The organism is Methylobacterium sp. E-066, from assembly GCF_022829635.1.
Classification (GTDB): domain Bacteria; phylum Pseudomonadota; class Alphaproteobacteria; order Rhizobiales; family Beijerinckiaceae; genus Methylobacterium.
Map to the genome: position 1 here is coordinate 1 of NZ_JAKSYO010000050.1, position 23415 is coordinate 23415.

Annotated in this window: 21 protein-coding genes and 3 pseudogenes; 13 read left to right on the forward strand and 11 right to left on the reverse strand. The window is 65.7% G+C overall.

What is annotated here, in order from left to right:
• Window positions 1–111: pseudogene (locus MKL20_RS05880) on the forward strand (IS630 family transposase); the annotation flags it as partial.
• A gap of 98 nt (window positions 112–209) precedes the next feature.
• Here MKL20_RS05880 and MKL20_RS05885 read toward each other — a convergent pair.
• The 4 genes and pseudogenes from MKL20_RS05885 to MKL20_RS05905 all read right to left on the reverse strand — a co-directional run bounded on the left by MKL20_RS05885 (window position 210) and on the right by MKL20_RS05905 (window position 6341).
• On the reverse strand, window positions 210–830 hold the full coding sequence (locus tag MKL20_RS05885; RefSeq protein WP_244035896.1) for a hypothetical protein: 621 nt from the start codon (window positions 828–830) through the stop codon (window positions 210–212).
• A 383-nt stretch (window positions 831–1213) separates the two neighbouring features.
• Window positions 1214–1758 (reverse strand): annotated as a pseudogene (locus MKL20_RS33245) (LysR substrate-binding domain-containing protein); the annotation flags it as partial.
• A gap of 9 nt (window positions 1759–1767) precedes the next feature.
• Window positions 1768–4962 (reverse strand): efflux RND transporter permease subunit, encoded by a 3195-nt coding sequence (locus MKL20_RS05900; protein WP_244035899.1) that lies wholly within the window; start codon window positions 4960–4962, stop codon window positions 1768–1770.
• A 119-nt stretch (window positions 4963–5081) separates the two neighbouring features.
• Complete coding sequence (locus MKL20_RS05905) at window positions 5082–6341, reverse strand: efflux RND transporter periplasmic adaptor subunit (protein ID WP_244035900.1); 1260 nt, start codon at window positions 6339–6341, stop codon at window positions 5082–5084.
• Window positions 6342–6429: 88 nt separating this feature from the next.
• Here MKL20_RS05905 and MKL20_RS05910 point away from each other — a divergent pair, with 88 nt between their 5' ends.
• Complete coding sequence (locus MKL20_RS05910) at window positions 6430–7029, forward strand: TetR/AcrR family transcriptional regulator (protein WP_244035901.1); 600 nt, start codon at window positions 6430–6432, stop codon at window positions 7027–7029.
• 388 nt (window positions 7030–7417) lie between these two features.
• On the forward strand, window positions 7418–8368 hold the full coding sequence (locus MKL20_RS05915) for an IS481 family transposase (RefSeq protein ID WP_244035902.1): 951 nt from the start codon (window positions 7418–7420) through the stop codon (window positions 8366–8368).
• A gap of 98 nt (window positions 8369–8466) precedes the next feature.
• On the opposite strand, the gene MKL20_RS05920 is transcribed toward MKL20_RS05915, so the two are convergent.
• Both MKL20_RS05920 and MKL20_RS05925 read right to left on the reverse strand, forming a co-directional pair.
• Window positions 8467–9357, reverse strand: a complete 891-nt coding sequence (locus tag MKL20_RS05920) for a transporter (protein WP_243970767.1) — start codon at window positions 9355–9357, stop codon at window positions 8467–8469.
• A 351-nt stretch (window positions 9358–9708) separates the two neighbouring features.
• On the reverse strand, window positions 9709–10593 hold the full coding sequence (locus MKL20_RS05925) for a helix-turn-helix transcriptional regulator (RefSeq protein ID WP_244035903.1): 885 nt from the start codon (window positions 10591–10593) through the stop codon (window positions 9709–9711).
• A 210-nt stretch (window positions 10594–10803) separates the two neighbouring features.
• On the opposite strand from MKL20_RS05925, the gene MKL20_RS05930 reads away from it, so the two are divergent.
• From MKL20_RS05930 to MKL20_RS05950, 5 genes and pseudogenes are all read left to right on the forward strand, one after another.
• Window positions 10804–12930: a molybdopterin-dependent oxidoreductase gene (locus MKL20_RS05930; protein WP_244035904.1), complete on the forward strand. Its 2127-nt coding sequence runs from the start codon at window positions 10804–10806 to the stop codon at window positions 12928–12930.
• A 45-nt stretch (window positions 12931–12975) separates the two neighbouring features.
• A complete protein-coding gene (locus tag MKL20_RS05935) occupies window positions 12976–13281 on the forward strand; it encodes a ferredoxin family protein (protein WP_243970759.1) in 306 nt (101 codons plus the stop codon).
• A complete protein-coding gene (locus tag MKL20_RS05940) occupies window positions 13278–14597 on the forward strand; it encodes an FAD-dependent oxidoreductase (protein ID WP_244035905.1) in 1320 nt (439 codons plus the stop codon). Before MKL20_RS05935 ends, MKL20_RS05940 begins: the two co-directional genes overlap by 4 nt.
• A gap of 1 nt (window position 14598) precedes the next feature.
• Window positions 14599–15618 carry a GTP 3',8-cyclase MoaA gene (moaA, locus tag MKL20_RS05945; RefSeq protein WP_244035906.1) on the forward strand — a complete coding sequence of 340 codons (1020 nt, stop codon included), beginning with the start codon at window positions 14599–14601 and terminating at the stop codon, window positions 15616–15618.
• A 528-nt stretch (window positions 15619–16146) separates the two neighbouring features.
• Window positions 16147–16356 (forward strand): annotated as a pseudogene (locus tag MKL20_RS05950) (Arm DNA-binding domain-containing protein); the annotation flags it as partial.
• A 90-nt stretch (window positions 16357–16446) separates the two neighbouring features.
• Here the strand turns inward: MKL20_RS05950 and MKL20_RS05955 are convergent.
• The gene (locus MKL20_RS05955) at window positions 16447–16662 is read right to left on the reverse strand and encodes a hypothetical protein (protein WP_244035907.1); all 216 of its coding nucleotides are present in this window, start codon (window positions 16660–16662) and stop codon (window positions 16447–16449) included.
• Between MKL20_RS05955 and MKL20_RS05960 the strand changes: the two genes are divergently transcribed.
• Both MKL20_RS05960 and MKL20_RS05965 read left to right on the forward strand, forming a co-directional pair.
• Entirely contained in the window at window positions 16655–17413 is a 759-nt protein-coding gene (locus MKL20_RS05960; protein WP_244035908.1) for a tyrosine-type recombinase/integrase, read from the forward strand. The two genes, MKL20_RS05955 and MKL20_RS05960, sit on opposite strands and share 8 nt — an antisense overlap.
• Window positions 17414–18033: 620 nt before the next feature.
• Window positions 18034–18210 carry a hypothetical protein gene (locus tag MKL20_RS05965; RefSeq protein WP_243970750.1) on the forward strand — a complete coding sequence of 59 codons (177 nt, stop codon included), beginning with the start codon at window positions 18034–18036 and terminating at the stop codon, window positions 18208–18210.
• Between the two features lie 280 nt (window positions 18211–18490).
• On the opposite strand, the gene MKL20_RS05970 is transcribed toward MKL20_RS05965, so the two are convergent.
• Both MKL20_RS05970 and MKL20_RS05975 read right to left on the reverse strand, forming a co-directional pair.
• The gene (locus MKL20_RS05970; RefSeq protein ID WP_244035909.1) at window positions 18491–18715 is read right to left on the reverse strand and encodes a hypothetical protein; all 225 of its coding nucleotides are present in this window, start codon (window positions 18713–18715) and stop codon (window positions 18491–18493) included.
• Between the two features lie 413 nt (window positions 18716–19128).
• The gene (locus MKL20_RS05975) at window positions 19129–19764 is read right to left on the reverse strand and encodes a class I SAM-dependent methyltransferase (RefSeq protein ID WP_244035910.1); all 636 of its coding nucleotides are present in this window, start codon (window positions 19762–19764) and stop codon (window positions 19129–19131) included.
• A gap of 519 nt (window positions 19765–20283) precedes the next feature.
• On the opposite strand from MKL20_RS05975, the gene MKL20_RS05980 reads away from it, so the two are divergent.
• From MKL20_RS05980 to wrbA, 3 genes are all read left to right on the forward strand, one after another.
• Entirely contained in the window at window positions 20284–20661 is a 378-nt protein-coding gene (locus tag MKL20_RS05980; RefSeq protein WP_244035981.1) for a DUF1236 domain-containing protein, read from the forward strand.
• Window positions 20662–20929: 268 nt separating this feature from the next.
• On the forward strand, window positions 20930–21127 hold the full coding sequence (locus MKL20_RS05985; RefSeq protein ID WP_244035911.1) for a hypothetical protein: 198 nt from the start codon (window positions 20930–20932) through the stop codon (window positions 21125–21127).
• 9 nt (window positions 21128–21136) lie between these two features.
• On the forward strand, window positions 21137–21790 hold the full coding sequence (gene wrbA, locus MKL20_RS05990; RefSeq protein ID WP_244035912.1) for an NAD(P)H:quinone oxidoreductase: 654 nt from the start codon (window positions 21137–21139) through the stop codon (window positions 21788–21790).
• Here the strand turns inward: wrbA and MKL20_RS05995 are convergent.
• Both MKL20_RS05995 and MKL20_RS06005 read right to left on the reverse strand, forming a co-directional pair.
• On the reverse strand, window positions 21787–21963 hold the full coding sequence (locus tag MKL20_RS05995; protein ID WP_244035913.1) for a hypothetical protein: 177 nt from the start codon (window positions 21961–21963) through the stop codon (window positions 21787–21789). The genes wrbA and MKL20_RS05995 overlap by 4 nt on opposite strands.
• A 942-nt stretch (window positions 21964–22905) precedes the next feature.
• Window positions 22906–23073, reverse strand: coding sequence for a hypothetical protein (locus MKL20_RS06005; protein ID WP_244035914.1), 168 nt, complete (start codon window positions 23071–23073; stop codon window positions 22906–22908).
• Window positions 23074–23415: the final 342 nt, after the last annotated feature.

Here is a 23415-nt window from a genome sequence, read left to right on the forward strand (position 1 = left end):
GCTGCCGAGCGGACCGTCGAGGGTTTGTGGTCGGCCATCGGGCGCCTCGTCGACACCGTCACACCCGACGAGTGCGCCAACTTCTTCGCCGCCGCAGGAGCCGCAGGATAGGAGCCAGATTAAACCGAAAACGCTCTAGCGACTTCCCCACGGTCCTGCTGTGCCCCCGCGTTATCGTCGCCCTAAACCCTCCGAACCGTGCCACCACGTCAATCTCTGGCTGGAGCTGCCTCCTCCCATTCACGATCCTGATCCGCCAGCAATGCGGCACGACGGCCCTCGATTGTCTCTATTTCCGCTGAAGGTGCTTCCCTGGCCCCGTCCACGGGGCAAGGAACGGTCGCCCTGGACGCTCCCAGGAAACGGACGAGCGCGGTGACGATGCGATCTACGTCGCTGGGCGTTACAATTCCTGTACCGAGGAGGTTGAGGCGCGAACGGTCGGCCATATCCGCACAAGAGCCTCCAGCAAAACCGAGCGCTGCGATATTATCGGCATCCAGTGCCAGACGTTCGATTTGCGTTTCGCGCAGCAGCTCGAGCCTTCGTTCCCTGGTAGCCGCGACTGCGTGCGTCTGACATGCGCTCGGCAGCCAATGTGCAATCTCATCGAGGATGAAAGTCCGAATAAGCTCGACCCGGACCGGTCCGAACTTCCTGACTCGAGTGATCTCGTCCGGGGAAGACTGAGCCAAATGTGATAGGTCGCGAAATCCTGCTTTGCGCAAGCGGGCTCGGAGGGAGGCTGTCAGGAAGCCGCGACCGAATCCCAACGCCGAGAGATGCTGAATGTTGTCGGCAGAAAGGCCCTCGAACAGCGGGAGGCGCAAGCTGACCTCGTCAAAGAGGCTATCGTACCGGATGGTGCGAGGTGATCGCCTGGGCATCGCCGTCGCGCATACGGCGATTTCTGGATGTCCACAACGGGCGGTCGCCGCTGGCATTCGGAAGGTCTGCTTGCCTGCGATCTCATCGGGCTAAAAAGGACCAGGTTGGCCGAAAGCGGAATGACTGCTTCGGAGGTTGGCCGCCGAAAAAGCGGACAGCGTCCTACCGACCTAAGACGGCCGAACGAGCTGAGCTCTGCGTTGTCGGAGAGCGGACATAAGCCTCCCCAAACTTGTGGGTGACAGCAACAGGCCGGATGCAGATTGCATGCTGTCAAGCATCAGCGGCGGGGTGTTGAGCACTCCACTTTCCTCGCAGTTGCTTCTCAAACATTCGAGGCTGTTGAACCCGCGAGAAGCGGAGCATAGGCGGCAAGCCTGCGTGACAAAAATTCGATGAAAAGCCGCACTTGCTTTGTCTTGCGCGTCTCCCCCTGCGTCAGAATCCAAAGCGTCCCATGCATGTGCAGGGCAGAGCCGGGTACCCTGGCGAGGAGCGGGTCGGCATCTCCGACGAAGCACGGCAGCGTCGTCATCCCAATACCTTGCTGCACCGCCGCGACCTGCGCCTCTCCGTCCGTGATCCTGAACGTAACGCCCGTGGCAGGAGCCTCGCCCTCGCGGACCCAGTCAGGGATGCCTTGGGCACTGATCACGATCTCCATCGAATGGCGTCGGACGCACCCTCACGCCACGCAGCAAGCCGGTCACGGGACACGTAAACTCCCCCGAACAGATCCGGTCCCTTCAGGCCATGAAGGTTGGGCGGCAGGGTCTTACGATCGTAGACAACGCGGATCGCGACGTCGGCCTCCCGGTTGGTTAGGTTGGCCAGTTCGCCGGCGGACTGGATCTCCATCTCAATATCGGGACCATACAGCTAGGCCGCCTCCGCAATCCGGTCCTGGTGGGCGAGCGGCGCGGGGCCACCGTGCTGCTTGAGCCGCCGGTTGCCGCTGAGGCGGCGCAACAGGACGTAGAACACCGGCGTCAGGAAGAGCCCGAAGGCGGTGACGCCGATCATGCCGGAGAAGACGGCGACGCCCATGGCGCTGCGCATCTCGGAGCCGGCACCGGTGGCCGTCACCAGGGGCAGGACGCCCATGATGAAGGCCATCGAGGTCATCAGGATCGGGCGCAGCCGTAGGCGGCTCGCCTCGATGGCGGCCTGGAGCGGGGAGCGACCGGCGAATTCCAGTTCACGGGCGAATTCGACGATCAGGATCGCGTTCTTGGCCGAGAGGCCGACGAGGACGATCAGGCCGATCTGGGTGAAGACGTTGTTGTCGCCCGCCGAGAGCCAGACGCCGAACATTGCAGCCAGAAGGCCCATCGGCACGATCATCAGAATGGCGAGCGGCAGCGCCAGGCTCTCGTACTGGGCGGCGAGCACGAGGAAAACCAGGAGCAACGCAAGCGGAAACACCCACATCCCCGAGTTGCCCGCGATGAACTCCTGATAGGTCAGGTCCGTCCACTCGAAGGCGAACCCCCGCGACAGGGTCTCGGCCGCGATGCGGGCGGCCGCCGCCTGGGCTTGGCCCGACGAGTAGCCCGGTGCTGCGCCGGCGTTGATGTCGGCGGAGAGGAAGCCGTTGTAGCGCATGGCACGCTCCGGGCCGGCCGTCTGCCGGACATGCAGGAGGGCCGCGAGCGGCACCATCTCGCCCGAGCCCGCCCGCACCTTCAGCGCGCCGATGTCGTCAGAGCGGGCGCGAAAGGGCGCGTCGGCCTGGACCCGAACCGAGTAGGTGCGGCCGAACCGGTTGAAGTCGTTGACGTAGAGCGAGCCGAGATAGATCTGCAGCGTGTCGAACACGTCGGTGACCGGAATCCGGAGCTGGCGCGCCTTCGTCCGGTCGATGTCGGCGAAGAGCTGCGGCACGTTCATCTGGAAGCTGGAGAACAGACCCGCGAGTTCGGGCGCCTGCGCTGCCTTCGCCAGGAAGGCCTTGGTCGCGTCGTTGAGCGCCTCGTAACCGAGGCCGGCACGGTCCTCGATCTGGAGCTTGAAGCCGCCGATGGTGCCGAGGCCGTTGACGGGCGGCGGCGGGAACATCGCGATGAAGGCCTCGGGGATCGCGGCGAACTTCTTGTTGAGCGACTGCGCGATGGCGCCCCCGTTCAGGGCCGGCGAGCGGCGCTCCTCGAAGGGCTTCAGGGTCGAGAACACGATCCCCGAGTTCGAGCTGTTGGTGAAGCCGTTGATGGAAAGGCCCGGGAAGGCGACGGCGCTCTCGACTCCGGGCTCCTTCAGGGCGATCTCGCTCATGCGGCGGATCACCTCCTCGGTCCGGTCGAGCGTGGCACCGTCGGGAAGCTGCGCGAAGCCGACGAGGTACTGCTTGTCCTGGCCCGGCACGAAGCCGCCGGGGATCTGGCGGAACAGCACCACAGTCAACCCGACGAGGACGAGATAGAGCACCATCATCGTCGCCTTGCGAGATACGACGATGCCGACGCCGCGCCCGTACCCGTCCGAGGCCCGCCCGAAGAGGCGGTTGAAGCGTCGGAAGAACCAGCCGAGCAGCCCGTCGAGGATCCGAGTCAGGCGGTCCTTGGGGGCGTGGTGGTCCTTGAGGAGAAGCGCCGAGAGGGCCGGCGAGAGGGTCAGTGAATTGACGGCCGAGATGACGGTCGAGATCGCGATGGTGAGGGCGAATTGCTTGTAGAACTGACCCGTGAGGCCGCTGATGAAGGCGAGCGGCACGAACACCGCGACGAGCACCAGCGCGATGGCGATGATCGGTCCAGAGACCTCGCGCATGGCCTGGTAGCTAGCCTCTCGCGGCGACAGGCCACGCTCGATGTTCCGCTCGACGTTCTCGACCACCACGATGGCGTCGTCGACGACAATGCCGATGGCGAGCACAAGGCCGAACAGGCTCAGCGCGTTGATCGAAAACCCGAAGGCGTGCATCACCGCGAAGGTGCCGACGATGGAGACCGGCACTGCGAGCAGCGGGATGATCGAGGCCCGCCACGTCTGCAGGAAGAGGATCACCACGACGACGACGAGGGCGATCGCTTCCAGCAGTGTATGGATGACCGCCTCGATGGAGGCGCGCACGAACTGCGTCGGATCGTAGACGATCTCGTAGTCGACGCCCTCGGGCATGTTCAGCTTGATCTCGGCCATGGTCCTTCGGACCTCGTCGGAAATCTGGATCGCGTTGGATCCGGGCGACTGGGATATCGGCAGGGCGACGGCGGACTTGTTGTCGAGGAGCGAGCGTAGGGCGTAGTCGGAGGCCCCGAGCTCGATCCGGGCGACGTCGCGCAGGCGGGTGATCTCCCCGTCGGCCCCGGTCTTGACGACGATGTCGCCGAACTGCTCCTCGCTGGTCAGCCGCCCCTCGGCGTTGAGCGACAATTGGAGGTCGAGCCCCGGGATCGCCGGCGAGGCGCCGATGACGCCGGCCGCCGCCTCGACGTTCTGGGCCTGGATCTCGCGCACCACGTCGCCAGCCGACAGCCCATGCTCGGCGGTCTTCTGCGGATCAAGCCAGATGCGCATGGAATAGTCGCCTGAGCCGAAGAGTTGCACCTGGCCAACACCGTCGAGACGGGCGAGCCGGTCCTTGATGTTCAGCACTGCGTAGTTGCGCAGGTACGTCATGTCGTAGCGCCCGTTCGGAGAGACGAGGTGCACCACCATCGTCAGGTCCGGCGAGGACTTCACCGTAACGATGCCAAGCTGGCGCACGATCGCAGGCAGGCGCGGCTCGGCCTGCGAGACGCGGTTCTGGACGAGCTGCTGCGCCTTGTCGGGGTCGGTGCCCAGGCGGAACGTGACGGTGAGCGTCATGATGCCGTCGGTCGTGGCCTGGCTCGACATGTAGAGCATGCCCTCGACGCCGTTGATCTGTTCCTCAATCGGCGTCGCAACCGTCTCCACGATGACCTTCGGATTGGCGCCCGGGAAGGTCGCGCGCACGACGACCGAGGGCGGCACCACGTCCGGATACTCGGAGATCGGCATCGCGAAGAGCGAGATCAGGCCCATGATGAAGATGAGCATCGAGAGCACGCCCGCGAAGATCGGCCGGTCGATGAAGAATTTCGAGAAATTCATGCCGCTCACCTGGGGGCGAGAGAGATCGCGCGGTGTGGGACTGCGCGCAGCGAGAGAGGGCGGTCGCGAGGCGGCCGCCTTGAATGATGGTCGATCAGGGATGCGTACGGAGCCGGCTGTCAGCGCTGGGCGAGCTGGCGTGCGGCGGATGCGGCGTCTTGTGGCCGAGCACCCATGGTGACAGGCTCGGACCGCAGAAGCATTCCTGGGCGAACCCGCTGCAAGCCGTTGACGATTATGCGCTCACCGCCGGACAGGCCCAAGGTCACGACGCGGAGACCGTCGACGGACCGGCCGAGGGTGACGGCACGGAACTCGGCGCGGTCATCCGCCCCGACCACGAGCACGAACTTCTTGTCCTGATCCGTGCCAACCGCCCGCTCGTCCACGAGGAGCAGCGATTGCGGCGTGGCCTGACCAAGGCGCATGCGCGCAAACTGGCCGGGGATGAGATGACCGTCGCCGTTGGCGAAGCTGGCGCGGACCCGGATGGTGCCGCTGCGCGCGTCGACCTTGTTGTCGATGAACTGGAGATGCCCGCTTGCTCGAACGCCGTCGGCAGTGAACATCTCGACCGGGATACGATCGAGTTTGCCGCGCTTGCCCGATGATTCGGCGAGCGAAGCCAGCGCCTTGAGGACGACGGTCTCGTCCGCGTCGAAGCTGGCATAGACGGGATCGACCGAGACAAGGGTGGTCAGCACAGCCGCACCCGCACCCGTGGCGACGAGGTTGCCCGGCGTAATCTCGCGGCGTCCGACACGGCCGCCGACCGCTGCTCGAACCTCGGTGTAGCTGAGGTTCAGCCGCGCCGCCTCCAGCGTCGCCTTCGCCGCATCAAGGCTCGCCTTGGCTTCCTTGAATGCATTGGAGCGCACGTCGAGGTCGCGCGCCGTGACGATCTGTTGGCCCGACAGCCGCTGCCCGCGCTCTAGGTCGCTCGCGGTCAGGGCAACGCGAGCCTCGGCACCGGCGACCTGCGCCTCCAGACGCTGTACCTCAGCAGCGTAGGGTGCCGGATCAATGGTCACCAGCAGGTCGCCCGGTTTTACGAGTTCGCCCTCGGTGAAGTGCGTGGCCTGGATCGCGCCTCCGACGCGCGCCCGGACGTCGACCCGGTCGACGGCCTCGAGACGTCCAGAGAACTCGTCCCAGATCACGACCGCCCGAGGGACAACGGTCGCGACCGGCACCGGCATCGCCTGCTCGGCCGGCGTCGGGGCCGCGACCGCCTCCGTCCCGCGAGCCGTCAGGAATGGGATGAGCTGGACGGAGGCCCCTGCCAGCAGGGCGAGGGCGACACCCGCAGTGAGGCTGCGCCCGAGACCGGAACGGGTAGGAGGAGAATGAGGCGCAGGGTTCACGACCGACTCCGACATTTGTAGAGCACGCTACACATGTCGGCATGGACGTCTGGCGTCAAGAGACTTATCTACCACTCGATATAAAAGTTGGAGCCTGCAGACGATGGTGATGGGGCGGCCCCGGTCCTTCGACATGGACAAATCCCTCGACGAGGCGATGGAGGTGTTCTGGCGCCACGGCTACGACGGCGCGAGCCTCGCCATGCTGACGAAGGCGATGGGTATTAAGGCGCCGAGCCTGTACGCGGCCTTCGGCAGCAAGGAGGGGCTGCTCAAAGCGGCCCTCGACCGCTACGCGCTGCGACGGTCCGAGCACATGCGCTACGTGCTCGCCGGCCCCACCGCGCGCGATGTGGCGGAACGCTTCCTGAGTAGCATCGCCGAGAGCCATACCGACCCGGCCAATCCGCCCGGCTGCCTCCTGGTCCAGGGTGGCCTCGCCTGTGGCGCCGGTTCGGAGAACATCCCGTTCGAGCTGGCGTCGCGTCGGGCGCAGACGGAGACGGAGCTCCTCGGGCGCTTCGTCTCGGCCAAGGAGGCCGGCGATCTCCCGACTGATGCCGACCCCGTGGCGCTGGCGCGGTTCTTGTCGACGGTCGCCTCTGGCATGGGGGTCATGGCGTCGTCTGGTGCCAATCGGGACGCCTTGCGCGCGGTGGCGTCCGTCTCGCTCAACGCCTTTGCCAGGAGCGGACAGACCTAGCCCATCGGAAAATCGCGGTGGTACTTGACGCCTGCCCCAATCCTAAGACTGCAGGCCGCCCGATGGCTCGCAAATGCAGGCGATGCCTGCTTCCTGCTCTAGCATTTCCAAGAGCTGCCATCCTCCTTTTCACCCATCACAAACGCTCATGCAGACTATCTGCAACGGCGGCATCTGGCCGAAAGCCGCCGGCCCGTTTTAAATTGTTTTAATGTATAGACTGCAGGGGATTGCACGTGACCGTTTCAGCCAGTGCGGACCTGTGGAATTTTGTGCCGCTCGTCGGAGGTCGGCGGATTGACTAGATATGAGCTTTCAAGAGTTTGTTCATCCGGTGTGACCGCGCAAGACTGATGTTGCGACACGTCATCTTGCGAGGAACGATCGGATGAACATTCACAAGAATGCCCGAACCACACCGTACAGTCGAGCCGAGATGGTCCGGCGTGTGATGACGATGCACGAGACCCCCAGTGCGGTCGCGGCCGCACTGGGGGTCTCGTGTCGTACCGTCGCCAAGTGGCTGGCGCGTTACCGGACCGAGGGTGCCGCCGGTCTCGCCGATCGCAGCTCGCGCCCGCACCGGATACCCCGGGCCACTGCTACCGATGTCGTCGAGCAGGTCGTCGTACAGCGCCGCCAGCGGCTGTGCGGCAAGCAGATTGCCGCCTTGCTGGCGCTTTCGCCTGCCACCGTCAGCCGCATCCTGCGCGAGGCACGGCTGAGCCGCGCACGCGACCTCGATCCACCCGAGCCCGTTCGCCGCTACGAGCGGGACCACCCAGGCGAACTCATCCACATCGACATGAAGAAGCTCGGTCGATTCGACCGCGTCGGACACCGCATCACAGGGGATCGTACCGGCCAGTCGAACGCACGGGGCATCGGCTGGGAGTTCGTCCACGTCTGCATCGACGACCACTCGCGCATCGCGTTCAGCCAGGTGCTCGCCAACGAGAAAAAGGAAAGCGCCATCGCCTTCCTGCACGCCGCCGTCGCCTATTATCAAAGCCTCGGCGTCACTGTCACCCGCGCGATTACCGACAATGGCGCCTGCTACAAAAGCTTCGCCTTCCGCGATGCCTGCAAAGCCCTCGGCCTCAAGCACATCCGCACCCGGCCCTACACCCCAAAAACCAACAAGGCCGAGCGCTTCGTCCAGACATCATTGCGAGAATGGGCCTATGCCCGCCCATACCCTACATCGGAACACCGAAAAGCCGCCCTCGAACCGTGGCTCCATAACTACAACTGGCATCGCCCGCACGGCCTACAATCCATGCCACCCATCAGCCGATTTCGCCTGCCGATGAACAACCTCTTGAGGTTCCACAACTAGAGCGCTCGCCGCCGAAGTGGATACCGGTTCGGCGCAAGCGAGCGCGTTGAATCAAAGACTTAGAGTCGAGCCCGATTGCAACGCGATCGGGAACAGCTCTAGGGAAAGATCTTGGCAAGCCGCAACTGAACGAAGGTCGCCTGCTTCGTTCCGTTCTCGACGGTGAGATCCCGGCCGATCATGGCCTGGATCTGGAAAGTCGGCTCCGGGAAGTAGGCGACCCCGAGGCGGCCATACATCGTTCCCTGAGAATTTCGGAGCGAGACCTGCCGGAAAGATTGGTTGCCGCCGATCTTGCCGCCCAGGCCGCCCGCGACTTCCAGGACCGGATCGATCTTGTACCGCAGATAGGCCTGCAACTCGAATTGCGGATCCTGCGAGAGTCGCCCGAGGCCGCCGAAATTGTAGCGGGTGTTGTCAGAGTAGAACGTGACGTCGCCGGTCAGGTCGAGCGACCATGCCGGATCGAAGTGCTTGATATAGCCCGCCTGAAGGAGTCCTTGCCAGCGATTGGCGCCGAAGTTCAGCGATCGGGTCGGGTCGTAGCTCCCGGTCGGCGCGACGAGATACGGGGTAATGGCGAAGACGTCGTTGAAGGCGGTGTCGAGCTTGAACTTGAACGGGGCCGCCAGAATGAGGTCGCCTACGCCGCCCGGCGATCCGAGGGGCGCCAGCACGCCGCCGGTTGAGATCGCGCCGACGGGGAGGAGGAATTGCGGGTCGAGCGTCACCCCCGGAGCGACTTCATAGACGTGCAGAAGGCGGATGATGCCGACATTCGTGTCCAGCTTCGCATCGGAAGTCGTCTTCGTACCCCGCGCGTAGGACTCGTTGCCGTAGCCGTATTGGTAATAGAGCAGCCCGATTGTCGATCCGACCGGAAACTGTTCATTGTCCCCGGGATTGATCTCAATAGCCTCGGCGGAAAAGCTCATGCACGCACCGAGTGCGGCCGTGATCAGGCTCAGTCCAGATTTGATGCTCATCATGCGCCCCTCGCTCCCGGTCCTGATGTCGGGAGTTCTTGAGAGGAAGCTTCCGGATTTTCCGCCTGCGGTCGTTATCCGCAAACGTCTTTCAGTGTTCGATTCCTGCGGAAGCCGGCGGTGCGGCGGTGGATCGGCTCGCGTGATCGGTGGCTGACGAAGGCGGCCGGCTTTCGCAGGGACCGGGCGCACAGCGCGTGGAGGACGGGCGGTCCCGTCTTGGAAGAGGCTGGAGGCGCACGGCATGATGCATCCGCGCCTGGAGGGAGCCGGCCTCCGCCGCTTGGGCCGCTCCGCAGCCCGTCGAGGGATCTGACCGCTCGGCGCAGGCCCCTCCGGCGCGCGGCGCGCCGCCTATCTCTGCGCGGAGGCGCGCAACTGGGCCGGGGTCACGCCCATCGTGTTCCGGAAGGCGCGGGTGAAGTTCGCCTGCGACGAGAACCCGGTCGCCGCCGCGATCTCGGCGATCTGGGTATCCTCCGTCAGCAGCCGGTGCTTGGCGAGATCGAGGCGGCGCCCGCTCACATACTCGTAGGGCGTCCGCCCGGTCGCCGCGCGGAAGCTTCGGGTGAAGTGCGCGACGCTCATGCAGGCCGCCGCCGCGAGGTCGGCGACCGCGAAATCCTCGAACAGGTGAGCCGCAATGAAGTCCTCCACCCGCTCGAGACGCCGCCGGTCGAGCGGCTTGTCGGCGCTCTCCTTACGCAGGACGTTCGCTGCCGAATAGCGCTGCACGAGATGGGCGGCGAGCGCGACACCGAGCGACTCGATGAGAAGCCGTCCGGCCGCACTCTCGTTGTCCATCTCCTCGATGATCCGGCCGGCGACATGCTCGATGAAGGGATCCTGCGCGATGACCTCGTAGCGCAGTTCGACCCGGGCCGGGTCGATGTCGAGGTCGCGCAGCAGGGTCTCCGCGAACGGGCGGCCCGGCAGGAAGATGTGCAGGCAGTCGAGCATGGGATCGGAGATGTTGACATACTCCTCCTCGATGCCGGCCGGGCAGAGCCAGACCGTGCCGCGATGACCGTGGGTCTGCTGGCGGCGGCCACTGCCGACCCGTTCGACGAAGGTCCGGCCGCGCAGCAGGATGGCGATCTCGGTATCGTGCGGGGTGAGGGCCGGAAGCTCGCCCGGCATATGGCTCCAGCGCTCGGCGTGCAGGTGCGACCAGCGCAAGCGATTCGACGTGTCGAGCAGCCGTCCGGTCACGTATTTGTCGACCGAATGCCCCAGCATGCCTGGCGATCCTCCTCGGACGCTGAAACGGTTCCAATCCGGATGCACAACCTGCGCCAGCGCGCTGCAGGGCCTGGGGACGAGCGCCGCGTCCGGCGGCCCAAGGACCGCAATTCAGGAATACAAAGCCGCAGGTCGCGATAAAGCCCGCCGCCTCAATCGTTGGCACGATCCCCTCCTGTTCGAGACTTGGTCAACCGGAGGGTGGATATGGCCCGCGAAGTCGTCATCGGCGCATGCCCGCACGATTGCCCCGACACCTGCTCGATCCTGACGACGGTGGAGGATGGCAAGGCGATCGCGGTGCGGGGCAACCCGGACCATCCCTTCACCAAGGGGCGCCTGTGCGTGAAGGTCAACGACTACCAGAACCGGGTCTACAGCGACCAACGCCTGCTCTACCCGATGCGACGCGTCGGCCCGAAGGGCAGCGGCCAGTTCGCCCGGGTCACCTGGGACGCGGCGCTGGACGAGATCGCCGGCCGCTGGAAGGCGATCATCGCCGAGAGCGGCGCTCAAGCCATCCTGCCCTACAGCTATCTCGGCACCCAGGGCATCATCAACGGCCTCAACGTCGGCGATCCGCTGTTCAACAAGCTCGGCGCCAGCGTCTGCGAGCGCACCTTCTGCGATTCCAGTTCGTGCACCGCCTACATGATGACGATCGGCCATACGCCGGGCGTCGATCCCGAGAGCTTCGTCCATTCGAAGTACATCATCCTGTGGGCTTGCAACACGCTCAGCACCAACTCGCACCACTGGCCGTTCATCGAGCAGGCCAAGCGCAACGGCGCCAAGCTCGTGGTGATCGATCCGGTCCGCACCCGCACGGCGCGGCTGGCGGACTGGCACATCCCGATCCGCCCCGGCACCGACGGCGCGCTGGCGCTGGCGATGATGCACATCATCATCAAGGAAGGGCTGACCGACCGCGACTACATCGACCGGCATACGATCGGGTTCGACGAGCTCGCCGAGCGGTGCGAGGCCTACACCCCGGAATTCGCCTCGGCGGAGACCGGCATTCCAGTCGAGGACATTCTCAAGCTGACCCGGGAATACGCCACGACGCCGCCGGCGGTGGTGCGGATCGGCGTGGCGGTGGAGCGCCATGCGGGTGGCGGCCAGACCGTCCGGGCGATCGCCTGTCTGCCGGCGCTGATCGGAGCCTGGAAGCATGTCGGCGGCGGCCTGCTGCAACTGCCGATCTGGGCCTTCCCGGTGAACTGGCCCGGCCTGATGCGGCCCGACCTCCAGCCCGAGACGATGCGGGTGATCAATTCCTGGCGGCTCGGACCGGCGCTGGCCGGCGAGATACCCCTCGATCCGCCGATCCGCGCGCTGTTCGTCTACAACGCCAACCCGATGGCGATGGTCTCGCAGCAGCAGACGATCGAGCGCGGGCTGGCGCGCGAGGACCTGTTCACGGTCGTGAGCGAGCACTTCCTGACCGACACCGCGCGCTACGCCGACATCGTGCTGCCGGCCACCACCCAGCTCGAACAGGCGGACATCATGTTCTCCTGGGGGCACCTGTACCTGTCCTATAACAACCCGGCCATCGCCCCGCTCGGCGAGGCGGTGCCGAACACCGAGCTGTTCCGCCGGCTCGCCAAAGCGCTCGGAATCGAAGATCCGTTCTTCTTCCGGTCCGACGACGCGATGATCGCGGACGCGATGGATTGGTCGAGCCCGGTGGTGGCCGGCATCACCCTCGAGGAGCTGAAGCAGAAGGGCTACATGCGCCTGACCATGGACGCGGCCGATGCCTGGGCGCCCCATCGCGACGGCAATTTCCCGACCGCCTCCGGCAAGTGCGAGTTCAAGTCGAGCCTGGCCGCAGGCGGCAACTTCGTCGCGCCGCTGTTCCGCCAGGGCTACGGCGGCGGCCAGTCGGGCGAGCCGGTCGATCCGCTGCCGCACTACCTGCCCCCGAACGAGAGCCCGCGCTCCGCGCCCGCCCTCGCCGCGCGCTTCCCGCTCAGCCTGATCTCGCCCAAGAGCCACGCGTTCATGAACTCGAACTACGGCAACCTGCCGGCTCAGGTCGCGCAGGCGGGCGAGCAGCAGGCGGTGCTGCTGCACCCGGATGATGCCGGGCCGCGCGGCATTGCGGCGGGAACACCGATCCGCGTGTTCAACGACCGCGGCACGTTCGAGGCCTTCGCGACGCTCTCCCCCGACGTGATGCGCGGGGTGGTCGTCGCTCCGGCGGGCTTCTGGCAGCGCTCCAACCAGCGCGGGCCGACCGTCCACGCCCTGACGCCATCGGCCTTCGCCGATCTCGGCCACGCCCCGACCTTCTCCGACATGCTCGTGGACGTGGCCGCCGCCTGACAGCCTCCGCGTCCCCCATTTCGTATCAGCTGAGGTGAGACCGACATGGCCTATGTCGTCACGGATTCCTGTCGTGGCTGCCGCTACACCGAGTGCGTCACCGTCTGCCCGGTCGAGTGCTTCCATCTCGACGAGGAGATGACCTACATCGATCCCGAGAACTGCATCGATTGCGGCGGCTGCGCGCCGATCTGCCCGGTGCGTGCGATCCATCCGTCCTGGCAGATGCCGGCGGACAAGGCCGGATGGGTCGAGATCAACCGGCTGCGCGCCGCCGAGACCCCGGTGGTGAACGCCAAGCTCCCGCCGCTGCCCGGCGCGGATGAGCGGGCGGAGCGGCTGGCCTCATGAGCGCGCCGCATCGTATCGCGGTGGTCGGGAGCGGCCCGGCGGGCTTCTATGCAGCGGAGGCGCTGCTGCGCTCCGGTGTACCGGTGGCGGTCGACCTGTTCGAGCGCCTGCCCGCTCCGTTCGGGCTCGTCCGGTTCGGTGTCGCGCCGGACCACCCGAAGCTGAAGCAGGTGACCGCAGTGTTCGACCGGATCGCCGGCCTGCCCGGCTTCCGCTTCGTCGGAGGCGTCGAGGTTGGCGTCGACGTGAGCGTCGCCGAACTCGGGGCCTGCTACCACGCCGTGATCCTGGCGAACGGGGCCTCCCTCGACCGGCGGATGGGCATTCCCGGCGAGGACTTGGCCGGAAGCCATCAGGCGGGCGCTTTCATCGGCTGGTATAACGGTCACCCCGACGCCGCCGGGCTGGCCTTCGACCTCTCGACCGAGCGCGCGGTGGTGATCGGCCATGGCAACGTCGCGCTCGACGTCGCGCGTATCCTGCTCAAGACCCCCGACGCGTTGCGCCACACCGACATCGCCGCCCATGCGCTGGACGCTTTGGCCGAGAGCCGCATCCGGGAAGTGCAGATCGTCGGGCGCGGGGGCGTCGAGCGCGCTCGCTTCTCCCCGAAGGAGCTGGCTGAGTTCGGCGATCTCGCCGCGTGCAGCACCGGTCTCGACCCCGACGACCTCCCGGAAGGCGTACCGAAACCGCCGGCTGAAGCAGGCGTTGAAGCGCGCGCCAATGCCGAGATCCTGCGCGCCTTCGCGGAGGCCAGCCGGGACACCGGCCAGCCGCGGCGCTGCCTGATCCGCTTCGGCCTTGAGCCGCGACAGCTCGCCGGGGACGGCCATGTCGAGCGACTCCACCTGTGTCGACCGGCCACGAACGAAACCATCGCGCTGAAGTGCGGCCTCGTCATCTCCAGCATCGGACGGCGGACCGCGCCGATGCTGGGTGTACCCTATGATGCGGCGACGGGCGTTCATGCCAATCTCGGTGGCCGGATCCATGCGGACCACGTGACGATGCCCGGCCTCTACGCCTGCGGCTGGAGCAAGCGCGGGCCCCACGGCACGATCGGGACGAACCGCGCCTGCGGCGTCGAGACGGCCGCAGCCGTGCTCGACGACCTCGCGGCTCTGCCGGCTCCGATCGGGAACGCGGACGCGCTGGTGGCCAATCTCGCGAACCGGAGCGGGTGCACCATCGACTACGCAGCGTGGCGCCGGATCGAGGCCGCCGAACTGGCTCGCGGTCAGGCCGCCGGCAAGCCGCGCGAGAAATTCGTCACGCGCGCCGAGATGCTGGCAATCGCGGGCGAGGCGGCCTGAGATGGCCGCGCAGACGCAGGCCCGGACCTGCGGGCTCATCGACGGCTTCGGACGCCGCGTGACCTATCTGCGCCTCTCCGTCACCGACCGATGCGACCTGCGCTGCGTCTACTGCATGTCGGAGGACATGAGCTTTCGATCCCGGCGGGACATCCTGAGCCTGGAGGAGCTGGCCCGGCTCGCGCGGCTGTTCATCGCCCGCGGCATCGACACGCTGCGCATCACCGGTGGCGAGCCGTTGGTCCGACAGGGAATCCTCGATCTGTTCAAGGCGCTCTCCGAGCCGCTCCGGGACGGTTCGCTGCACGAATTGACCCTGACGACGAACGGAACGCAATTGCCCCGCTTCGCCGAGGATTTGGCCCGAACGGGGGTACGCCGGATCAACGTCTCGCTCGACACCCTCGACCCCGAGCGCTTCCGGACACTGACCCGCGGCGGCTCGCTCGCTCAGGTGCTGGACGGACTCGCGGCGGCTCGTGCGGCGGGGCTCACGGTCAAGCTCAACGCGGTCGCTCTGAAGGATGGGACAGAGCACGAGATCCACGATCTCATCGCCTTTGCGCACGAGCGGGACATGGCGCTGAGCCTGATCGAAACCATGCCGCTCGGCGATATCGGTGCCGACCGCCTCGACCAGTACCTGCCCCTCAATGCCCTGCGCCGGCAGATCGAACAGCGTTGGACGCTGGTCGACATCCCGATACGCACCGGCGGTCAGGCCTGCTACGCCCGGATCGCGGAGACCGGCGGCCTCATCGGCTTCATCACCCCGCACACCCACAATTTCTGCGCCGATTGCAACCGCGTGCGAGTCACAGCTTCCGGGACCCTCTATACATGTCTGGGGCAGGACGATGCGACCGACCTGAGGGCGATACTTCGGGTTGGCGGCAGCGACGACGATGTCGTGCGCGTCATCGATCAGGCGCTGGGCCGGAAACCGAAGGGCCACGATTTCGTGCTCCGGCGAGGCACGCCGCCCCAAATCACACGAACGATGTCCGAGACCGGTGGGTAATGCAACTTGGCCGCATCGAGATGCCGATGGCGGCTAGCGTTATATTTGATTGAGGGAATTTATTACGGTGTCCGCCATAATCAATTATTTAAATTGATTTTATAGGCCGCACCTACAACCTAGTTATCCGAAAAACCTAATATTTTAGACGAAGATATTTGATTTAAAGACATTGATTGACTGGCTGCACGACCGAGATAGGTGCGAAGCAGACACGATTCTTATCCAGCTCACATCGGGTTACTGCCCGCCTCTCGTCGATTTCAGACGGCGGTGGTTCGCAGTTCTGTTCCGAAGGGTATGGGTTTTGGCGCACCAGACACGTTTCGAACGTGTGACCTTTGCCTTCGGAGGATTAACGTGCTTGGTTTGCCCGGGGATTCCCCAGTTTGCTGGGATTAGCTAAAACTTTGATATCGCGGTGTTTTTTCATCCCTGATGTTTACCAGAGATCCCGCCGTTATTCCCGAATGCCCCAATCTGTGGTGACACTCTGGTGACACCAGCGAGAGAGGGCAAAGGTCCGGCATGCCGAAGCTGACCAAGAAGGCGGTCGATGCCGTGACCCCACGAGACGTCACGTACTTCGTCTGGTGCAGCGAGCCGCCGGGCTTTGGCGTCCGCGTGTTCCCGAGCGGCAAGCGGGTCCACTACGCCGACTATCGGACCAAGGGCGGCACGCGCCGGCCTATGTCGCTCGGCACCCATGGCAAGATCACCCTCGAGGAAGCTCGCAAGCTCGCGATCGTGACGCTGGGCGACGCGATCCGGGGCGAGGATCCAGCGGAGGAGCATGCCACCCGCCGCGGCTCGATGACGGTCGCGGAGCTATGCGACGCCTACCTCATGGCAGCCGACAAGGGCCTGATCATTGGGAAGGGCGGCCAGGCCAAGAAGGCCTCGACCCTCTATGTCGATCGCGGCCGGATCGAGCGGCACATCAAGCCGCTCCTGGGCCGGCGTCTGGTCGCCGATGTGACTGCGCCGGACGTCCAGCGCTTCTTCCGCGACGTTGCAGGCCGGCAAGACTGCTGGCGTGGTCAAGACGGGCTTCCGGGGCAAGGCGGTTGTCGAGGGTGGCCCGGGCACCGCGGCGCGCACCGTTGGGCTCCTGGGCGGGATCCTGAGCTACGCGGTCAGCGAGCGTGTCATCACCTCGAACCCGGCCACCGGCGTGAAGCGACCGGCGGACAAGAAGCGCAAGCGGCGCCTGACGCCGGCCGAGTACGCCGCGTTCGGCAAGGCGCTCGCCGAGGCGGAAGAGGGCGCTTCGGAGCGCTGGCAGGCCGTGGCCGGTGTCCGCCTGCTGGCGCTCACCGGTTGCCGGCTGGGCGAGATCACGAAGCTGTGCTGGTCAGAGATCGATTGGGCCGAGCCGTGCCTGCGGCTCGAGGACTCCAAGGAGGGCGCCTCGGTCCGGACGATCAGCAAGGCCGTGCTGCTGATCCTGGACGGCATCGAGCGGGCCCCCGGCTCGACCTACGTCCTACCGACGGCGCGGGGAGGGCAGGGGCCGTTCGCCAGCCTGGATGATGCCCTTGAGCGCATCGTGGGCCGCGCTAAGCTGGAGGGCGTCACGGCGCATACCCTGCGGTACGCCTTCGCCTCGACGGCCGGCGACCTCGGCGACAGCGACTCTACGATCGGCGCGATGCTGGGCCACGCCGGGCACGGGGTCACCTCATGGGACATCCACCATCTCGACGTGGTGCTGCTCGCGGCGGCGGACCGGGTGGCGATGCAGATCGCGGGGGCGATGAGCAGCACCAAGCAACAGTCCGGCTCCACGGAATGACTGGAGTTGGCTGATTGCTCGGGTGGAGTGAGCCGTTTTGGTCAAGGCCGGGCGAGCCGTGATGATATGGCCGCCCGGCAAGCACGCGCGCAGATCGCGTGCAAGGTCACGCGGGGTAGTGTTCATCGCCCTCTGGGGTCGTACCCTGGCCCTGGAATGGGTCAAGGACTGCCACCGGATGATGCTCCGGTTCATGCGTCGCGTCGATACAGGGTCCGAGGGATAGCGGCATGGTGTTGTGGGCCTGGTTCAACTCCCTGTCGCTTCTCGACCAACTCGTGATCGGGGCATGCATTGCCGCGATTCTGTGTGGCATCTATAAGGCCGGCTACAAGCATGGGTTTGCGGCCGGTGAAGCCGCTACCAGGACCCGATCGAAAATCCCATGGCCCTGATTTCAACGCCAACGAGTCTCGGTTCGGTATAACCCCATCGGCACGATCACGATTGGGGCCGCGCTGATGTTCCTTGTGCTGGTAGGCGTCGGCCGCTGGTGGACGCTGTGGTAGCTCAGAAACGAGCAAGGCCCGCCCATGCGGCATGCTGACCGATTGAGGTAGCCTAGGAACGTCGAAGACGCCGCTACGCTTGATCGCTCAACATATGCGGGAGAGGGGGCGATGAGGGTGTTTCAGATCCGTCAGGTGGCGACAGGCACGATCCTCTGGACCGGCTCGGCCGCCGACCCGATCGCAGCGCTCGACGCCATGGCTCACGAAGCCGGGTACTACGATCATGCCGATATCCCGGATCACCTGCGGGCTGGTGGCCTGCATGCCGAAGAGATCCAGATCTGACGATATCGCGCCACATGCCGCCGAGCGGCCAGCCGACGTGCGAGGTGGAGCTTGACGGCGTGTGGAGCGCCGTCAGCCTCTTGGAAGCCCGCACCATCTACAGGATGGTGCCGAAAGCGCTGCCCTGCTTGCCATGGGCAAGTGATCATCGCCGGCAACGTCACTGCTGGTGGAAGCTACAAGCTGCAGCACCGCCGCAGCCATCCCGGTTGTCCACTGACGCCGGCTGATTTCTCGGGCATTCCATCGCGGCACCCGCAGGCGATCGGATGACGCTGGCTCAGCCTTCGCTGTCACCCCCGGTTTTATCGTCGCTGCCGTCCAGCAGCCAATCAGGTAAGATGGGGATGACCTCTCCAGCCGCCTCACCAGCGGTCTCCAAAGCTCTTCCCGCTTTCGCCTCTGGGCTTTCAGCCCGAACCTCGGCGAACAATTTGCGCGCCAGCCGATCCAGCTCCTCGTCTGACAGCGTCTGGCCTGGCTCTTCCATCATGATCAGGAGCACCTAAGGCATCGGCCGCTGGGCCCCACCCGATCTGCTCATGGGGCGGGGGGCGTCCGATCTCACGAGCGGTTGAGCCGATACGCAACGTGGCTCGGAATGCAGGATGGCGTGGGGCGGTTACCGGGGCGTGCTGGTCGTCTGGGCCGGCCGTCCCGGGCCGGGATTCAGCACGAAAAAACCCCGCGAAGCGGCTGCCGGCGGGGCTGAAGGTGGTTCGGGAGGAATCGCTCGCATCACGCAAGCGGTGGGCCAAGTGCCGAGTTTCAAGCATCCTCATCGGGCGCGGCCGGCATCGCCTCGAGGGCGGGGCGCCGGGCCTGCTCCTTGTCGCCCGAGCGTTGCCATGAACCAGCCATCCTCCGTTCGGGACGGTCCTCGATCCGTCTCGCGCGCGCGAACGAGCGGCGCGGCGGCTAGGCTGGTGTGGTCCAGCCCACCACCGCGGTCAACGGATCGCTGAAGCCCCCTTCGGGCTTCAGGACATGCGTCTCGACGCGCGCGAAGCCGGCGCGCTGCAGGTACAGGCGAACCAGTTCCGCATGTCCGGTCCCATCGAGGGCGCCCCAGATCGCGACCGCCTTGGTCGGGAAGCAGCGGTTTGAGAAACTGATGACCACCGGTGCGCCGGGGCGCAGGACGCGCGCGAGCTCGGACAGAACTTCTACGGGGCGCTGCAGATACTGCACCGAGACGCAGATCAGAGCCGCGTCCACGCTGGCCGTGTCGAGCGGCAGGTGCGGCTGCGCGTTGAGATCCTGCACGAAGTGCCGTGCCAGACGCAGATTGGCGGTGAGTTCCGTTGCGTTCAGGCCATGGCCGATGACGCTCTCGTAGGCGACCTCGTCCGGCAGGTGGCTGATCCAGCTCGACATCAGGTCGAGGACCACACCGCCCGAGGGTACGACTGCCCTGTAGAGGTCGGTCACGGCGGCGATGGCAGCGGCATCGATATGGGTGACGAGGCGCGGCTGCGCGTAGAAGAGCGGATCGGGACTGCGATCCTGCTTGGCGAACGCCTCTGCGGGCAGCTCCGGCAGATCCTGAGCCATGGTGGGTATGCCTTCGTTTCGCGCGAAGCATCGGACTTGAGCCGCCTCCCCGCCCGGGGGGCGGGTGGGCACCCGATGCCACCCGGAGATAAGGCCCGGTGCGCCCCGCGGCCCACCTCGGCGCAAGATGCCGCATCGGAAGGCTATGGCCGAGGGCGGTTCGCGCCGGAGGGGCTGGCCACCACCAGACGCATTTCGCGCCGTGCAAGAGTTCGCTAACCGACGGCCGTCAGCGTCTGGGATATGTCCAAGCGAACGACCCGAACCGTGAGAGGCGTCCTCTGGGTCGCTGCACTCGCACTCTGTTGCTTCTCGGCCGTGATGCTGGCGAAGGCCAACCGGCCATCCGCGGGGGCACTGGCGCGTCCGGCCACCACGGATCCGGTGACGACAGGGTCCATTGATCGGGCTCCGATCCGATGGTGCGGGGCCGCGCCATGGTGCCGCTAACCTTCGATACCGTTCATGCCGCCTGATGAGGACACTATGCGACTTCGGATCTCTCTGCCGGTCGTGCTGATGCTCGGCGCCGTGACGCCGGCTCATGCACAGGGCTTGGCGCGCGGCGCACAGGATGGTCGCGAGCGTGGTGAAGCCATCGCAGGGCCGCTCGGCGCAGTGGTCGGCGAGGCGATCGGAGCGGCCGTCGGTACGGCCAACAGCATGCTCGGCATCGACCGGCGCGAGCGCTTCCGCATCTACGTGATCGGCGAGCGACGTCCATCGTTCGCCTACGCGGGACCGGTGCGGGTCGGAACGGTGCTGCCGGAAGACGGCGTCATCTACTACGACGTACCGTCCGAATTCGCATTGCCGAACTACAACTACACCATCGTCAACGATCATCCCGTGCTCGTCGAACCGCGGACGCGCCGCATCGTCGAGGTGATCGAGTAGGCCGCTTCGGGATCCCTCGACCTCGGCGCAGCCTGGGTGTCACCCGCTTGGTGCAGCCCAGGCGGCCAGGGCGGTCGATTGCCCGGCGGCTCTTGGGTCGTAGGGCCGGTTTCTCGCTCCCGGGTCGACCTGCGAGCCATGGCGCCACAGGGGCGGACCTATTGGCTGGAGCGCCTGTTGCCGACTCGGATCCGCAAGTGTGGATCAGCGAGGTTTCCAGGTGGCAGAACGGCATTCCAGTCAAAACGGTCAGCACGGTGGTCCCGGCATGCCGATGTTCTGCGGGGTGATCGGCGGCACCGGGCTCATGCTGGCAGCGCTGACCGTGCTGATGGCCGGCCAGATGGCGAGTTCGCACAGAACGACCGGCTATGCGGCAGATGCTTCGTCGCTCTCCAGCACCCCTGTAGGGGCGACTGGCGTTTCGTCCTCTCTGCAATCGGCAGTCCGCCGCACCAATCCATAGGAGCGTGCTGTGGCTGATCCCGTTTCCGACCCAACGCGTTTGCTGATCGTCTACTACTCGCGCAGCGGCAGCGTCGAAGCCCTCGCAACCGCGGCGGCGCAGGCCGCGCGCGAGGCGGGGGCCGAGATACGCCTGCGGAGGCCGCGAGAAGTCGTCGATGCAGCTGTGATGGCGAAAGTCGAAGGATGGACCGAGAGCGCCGCGCGGCAGAATGCTCTCTACGAGGCTCCCACACATGAGGATGCCGAGTGGGCCGACGCGATCCTGTTCGGTACACCTTGCTATTTCGGAGCTATGGCGACCGAACTGAAGAACTACCTGGACCTGCTCGGTCCGCAGTGGAAACGCGGCTTGCTCGCCGGCAAGGTCGGAGGTGCCTTCGCGGCGGCTTCCTGGCCACACGGTGGATCCGAGGTCGTCACGCTCTCGCTGTACGCCCCGATGGCGCATCTGGGCATGGTGATCCTGCCGACCGGCTACACCGACAGTGCCATGCTGGAGGCGGGCTCGCCTTACGGCGCGTCCGCCATCGTGGGTTCAGAGAACCGGCCACCCCGGAGGGAAGATCTCGATGCAGCCCGCCATCAAGGTCGGCGAATGGTGGCGATCACGAGCGCATTGATCGCGGCTGGGGAGATGCCAAGCCGGCAGAAGGCGCGCTAAGCGAGGCCGTCCTTGGCCGCCTTGTCCGGATCGTCGGGTTTGCTCTCGGCGTTCTTCACCGGGTCCTTGCCTTCAGGTTCGCTGCCCGTGGTCGGGGCAGGCACGTTGACGTTCCGGATCGGCACCGTCGGCGGCACGACGCTTTCGCCCTGTGGCTTGTCGCTCTCGGCCATTAAGTCCTCTCGCCTTGTTACCAATTATCGCTTCGGTGAACTGACTGCTGGACCAGAGTCACCGCGTTGGCCGCTGCCGTTCGTGACGCCACAACGCGACGGCAACGCGCCGAGCTTCGTATGTCCGTCGAAGTGGCGTACCGAGCCCGCCCTGTCCTTCGGGCGAGAAGGCGTAGATCAGCACTCCATCCGGCCCGTAGTTTCGACGCATCTCGGCGCGCCAGAGGAGATCCGCTGCGGCGAGGGCGGACTCCGTGAGCGCGAGGCGGGCGGGGTCCGGCGGGGGTAGGGGTTGAGCGGTCATGTCACGAAACGCAGCGATCTGGCAGACGATCCGCTCGACACCACGCATCGGCACCAACCGTCATGAGCGTACGCTCGGGCGGCGCGCCTGGACCCACGATCTCTGCGGTCGGCAATCATTCCCGCAGGTGGCGCGACCGCACCAATAGTCAGCCTGAGAGCGAGCGCGGCAGTATCGGCGAAACGGGAGGAAGCGGATGCAACGCCACCACGCCTCACGTCGCTGAAGGGAGCAGTCGCAGCCCTGGCCGCCATGATGGTCGTCAGGTTCTAAGCCGCAGTTTCGATTTCAACGACAGGCTCCACGTCTTCACAGAAGGGGACGTAGGCGCACCACCCGCATACGCCCGTGTCGGCCGCCCTGGGCGCATTCCATTGCGAACACTCCGGGCAGACCTTCACCACGATGTGGGAGCCGTGGACGAACGCCAATCCGCGACCGCGAAAGGTGGCCGCGCCTTGAGGGAGCTTTTTCAACATAGGTATTCCCTGCGTACTACTGCAGGTTGATGTCAATGAGCACTCAAGGCTTCCAGCCCTGCTTAATCAGCGTGGCTATCGCGTGAGGGCGTCCTCGTGCTCGGCCGCCTCGTCATGCCCCTTCCAGCGCAAACCTTGTGCGTTCGTAGCGGGCCGAGGTCACAAGAGGATGACCTGTTCCTGTTTCTTGGGCCGGCCGGCACTTACTGCCGCTTCCTCTGGGGCTGCTTCGACGATGATCGAGCCTTCCCGGAAAACAACACGCACGTCCGCGTAGCCGGCGACGCGCATGGCCCGGATCGCCCGTGCGATGTCGGCCTGGGTCACCTGGGCCGGCCGACGAGGCATCGTCTAACCCTGCGGGCGGCGGGGTCGGCCGCCTTTGCATTTCCCGTATTTGTCGAACTTCGGCTTTGACAGTGCGCGGAGCTTAGCTTCTAGGGATGCCGATGCAGCCTGATGCGCGTCGCTGGGCGTGCCTCCTTTTGGCTTGGCGCGAAGATCCACGGCTGCGCGATAGGAGGCTGCTATGGAGGAGGCCGCACGGTACTCATCGGTAAGGTGTGAGGGCGCCTGCCGTTCGACCGAAGGTTTCGCCGGGTGTCGGTTCCGTGCACGCCACTCACTGATGAATCTAAGGGTCGTGACGATTCGACTGCCGAGACGCTC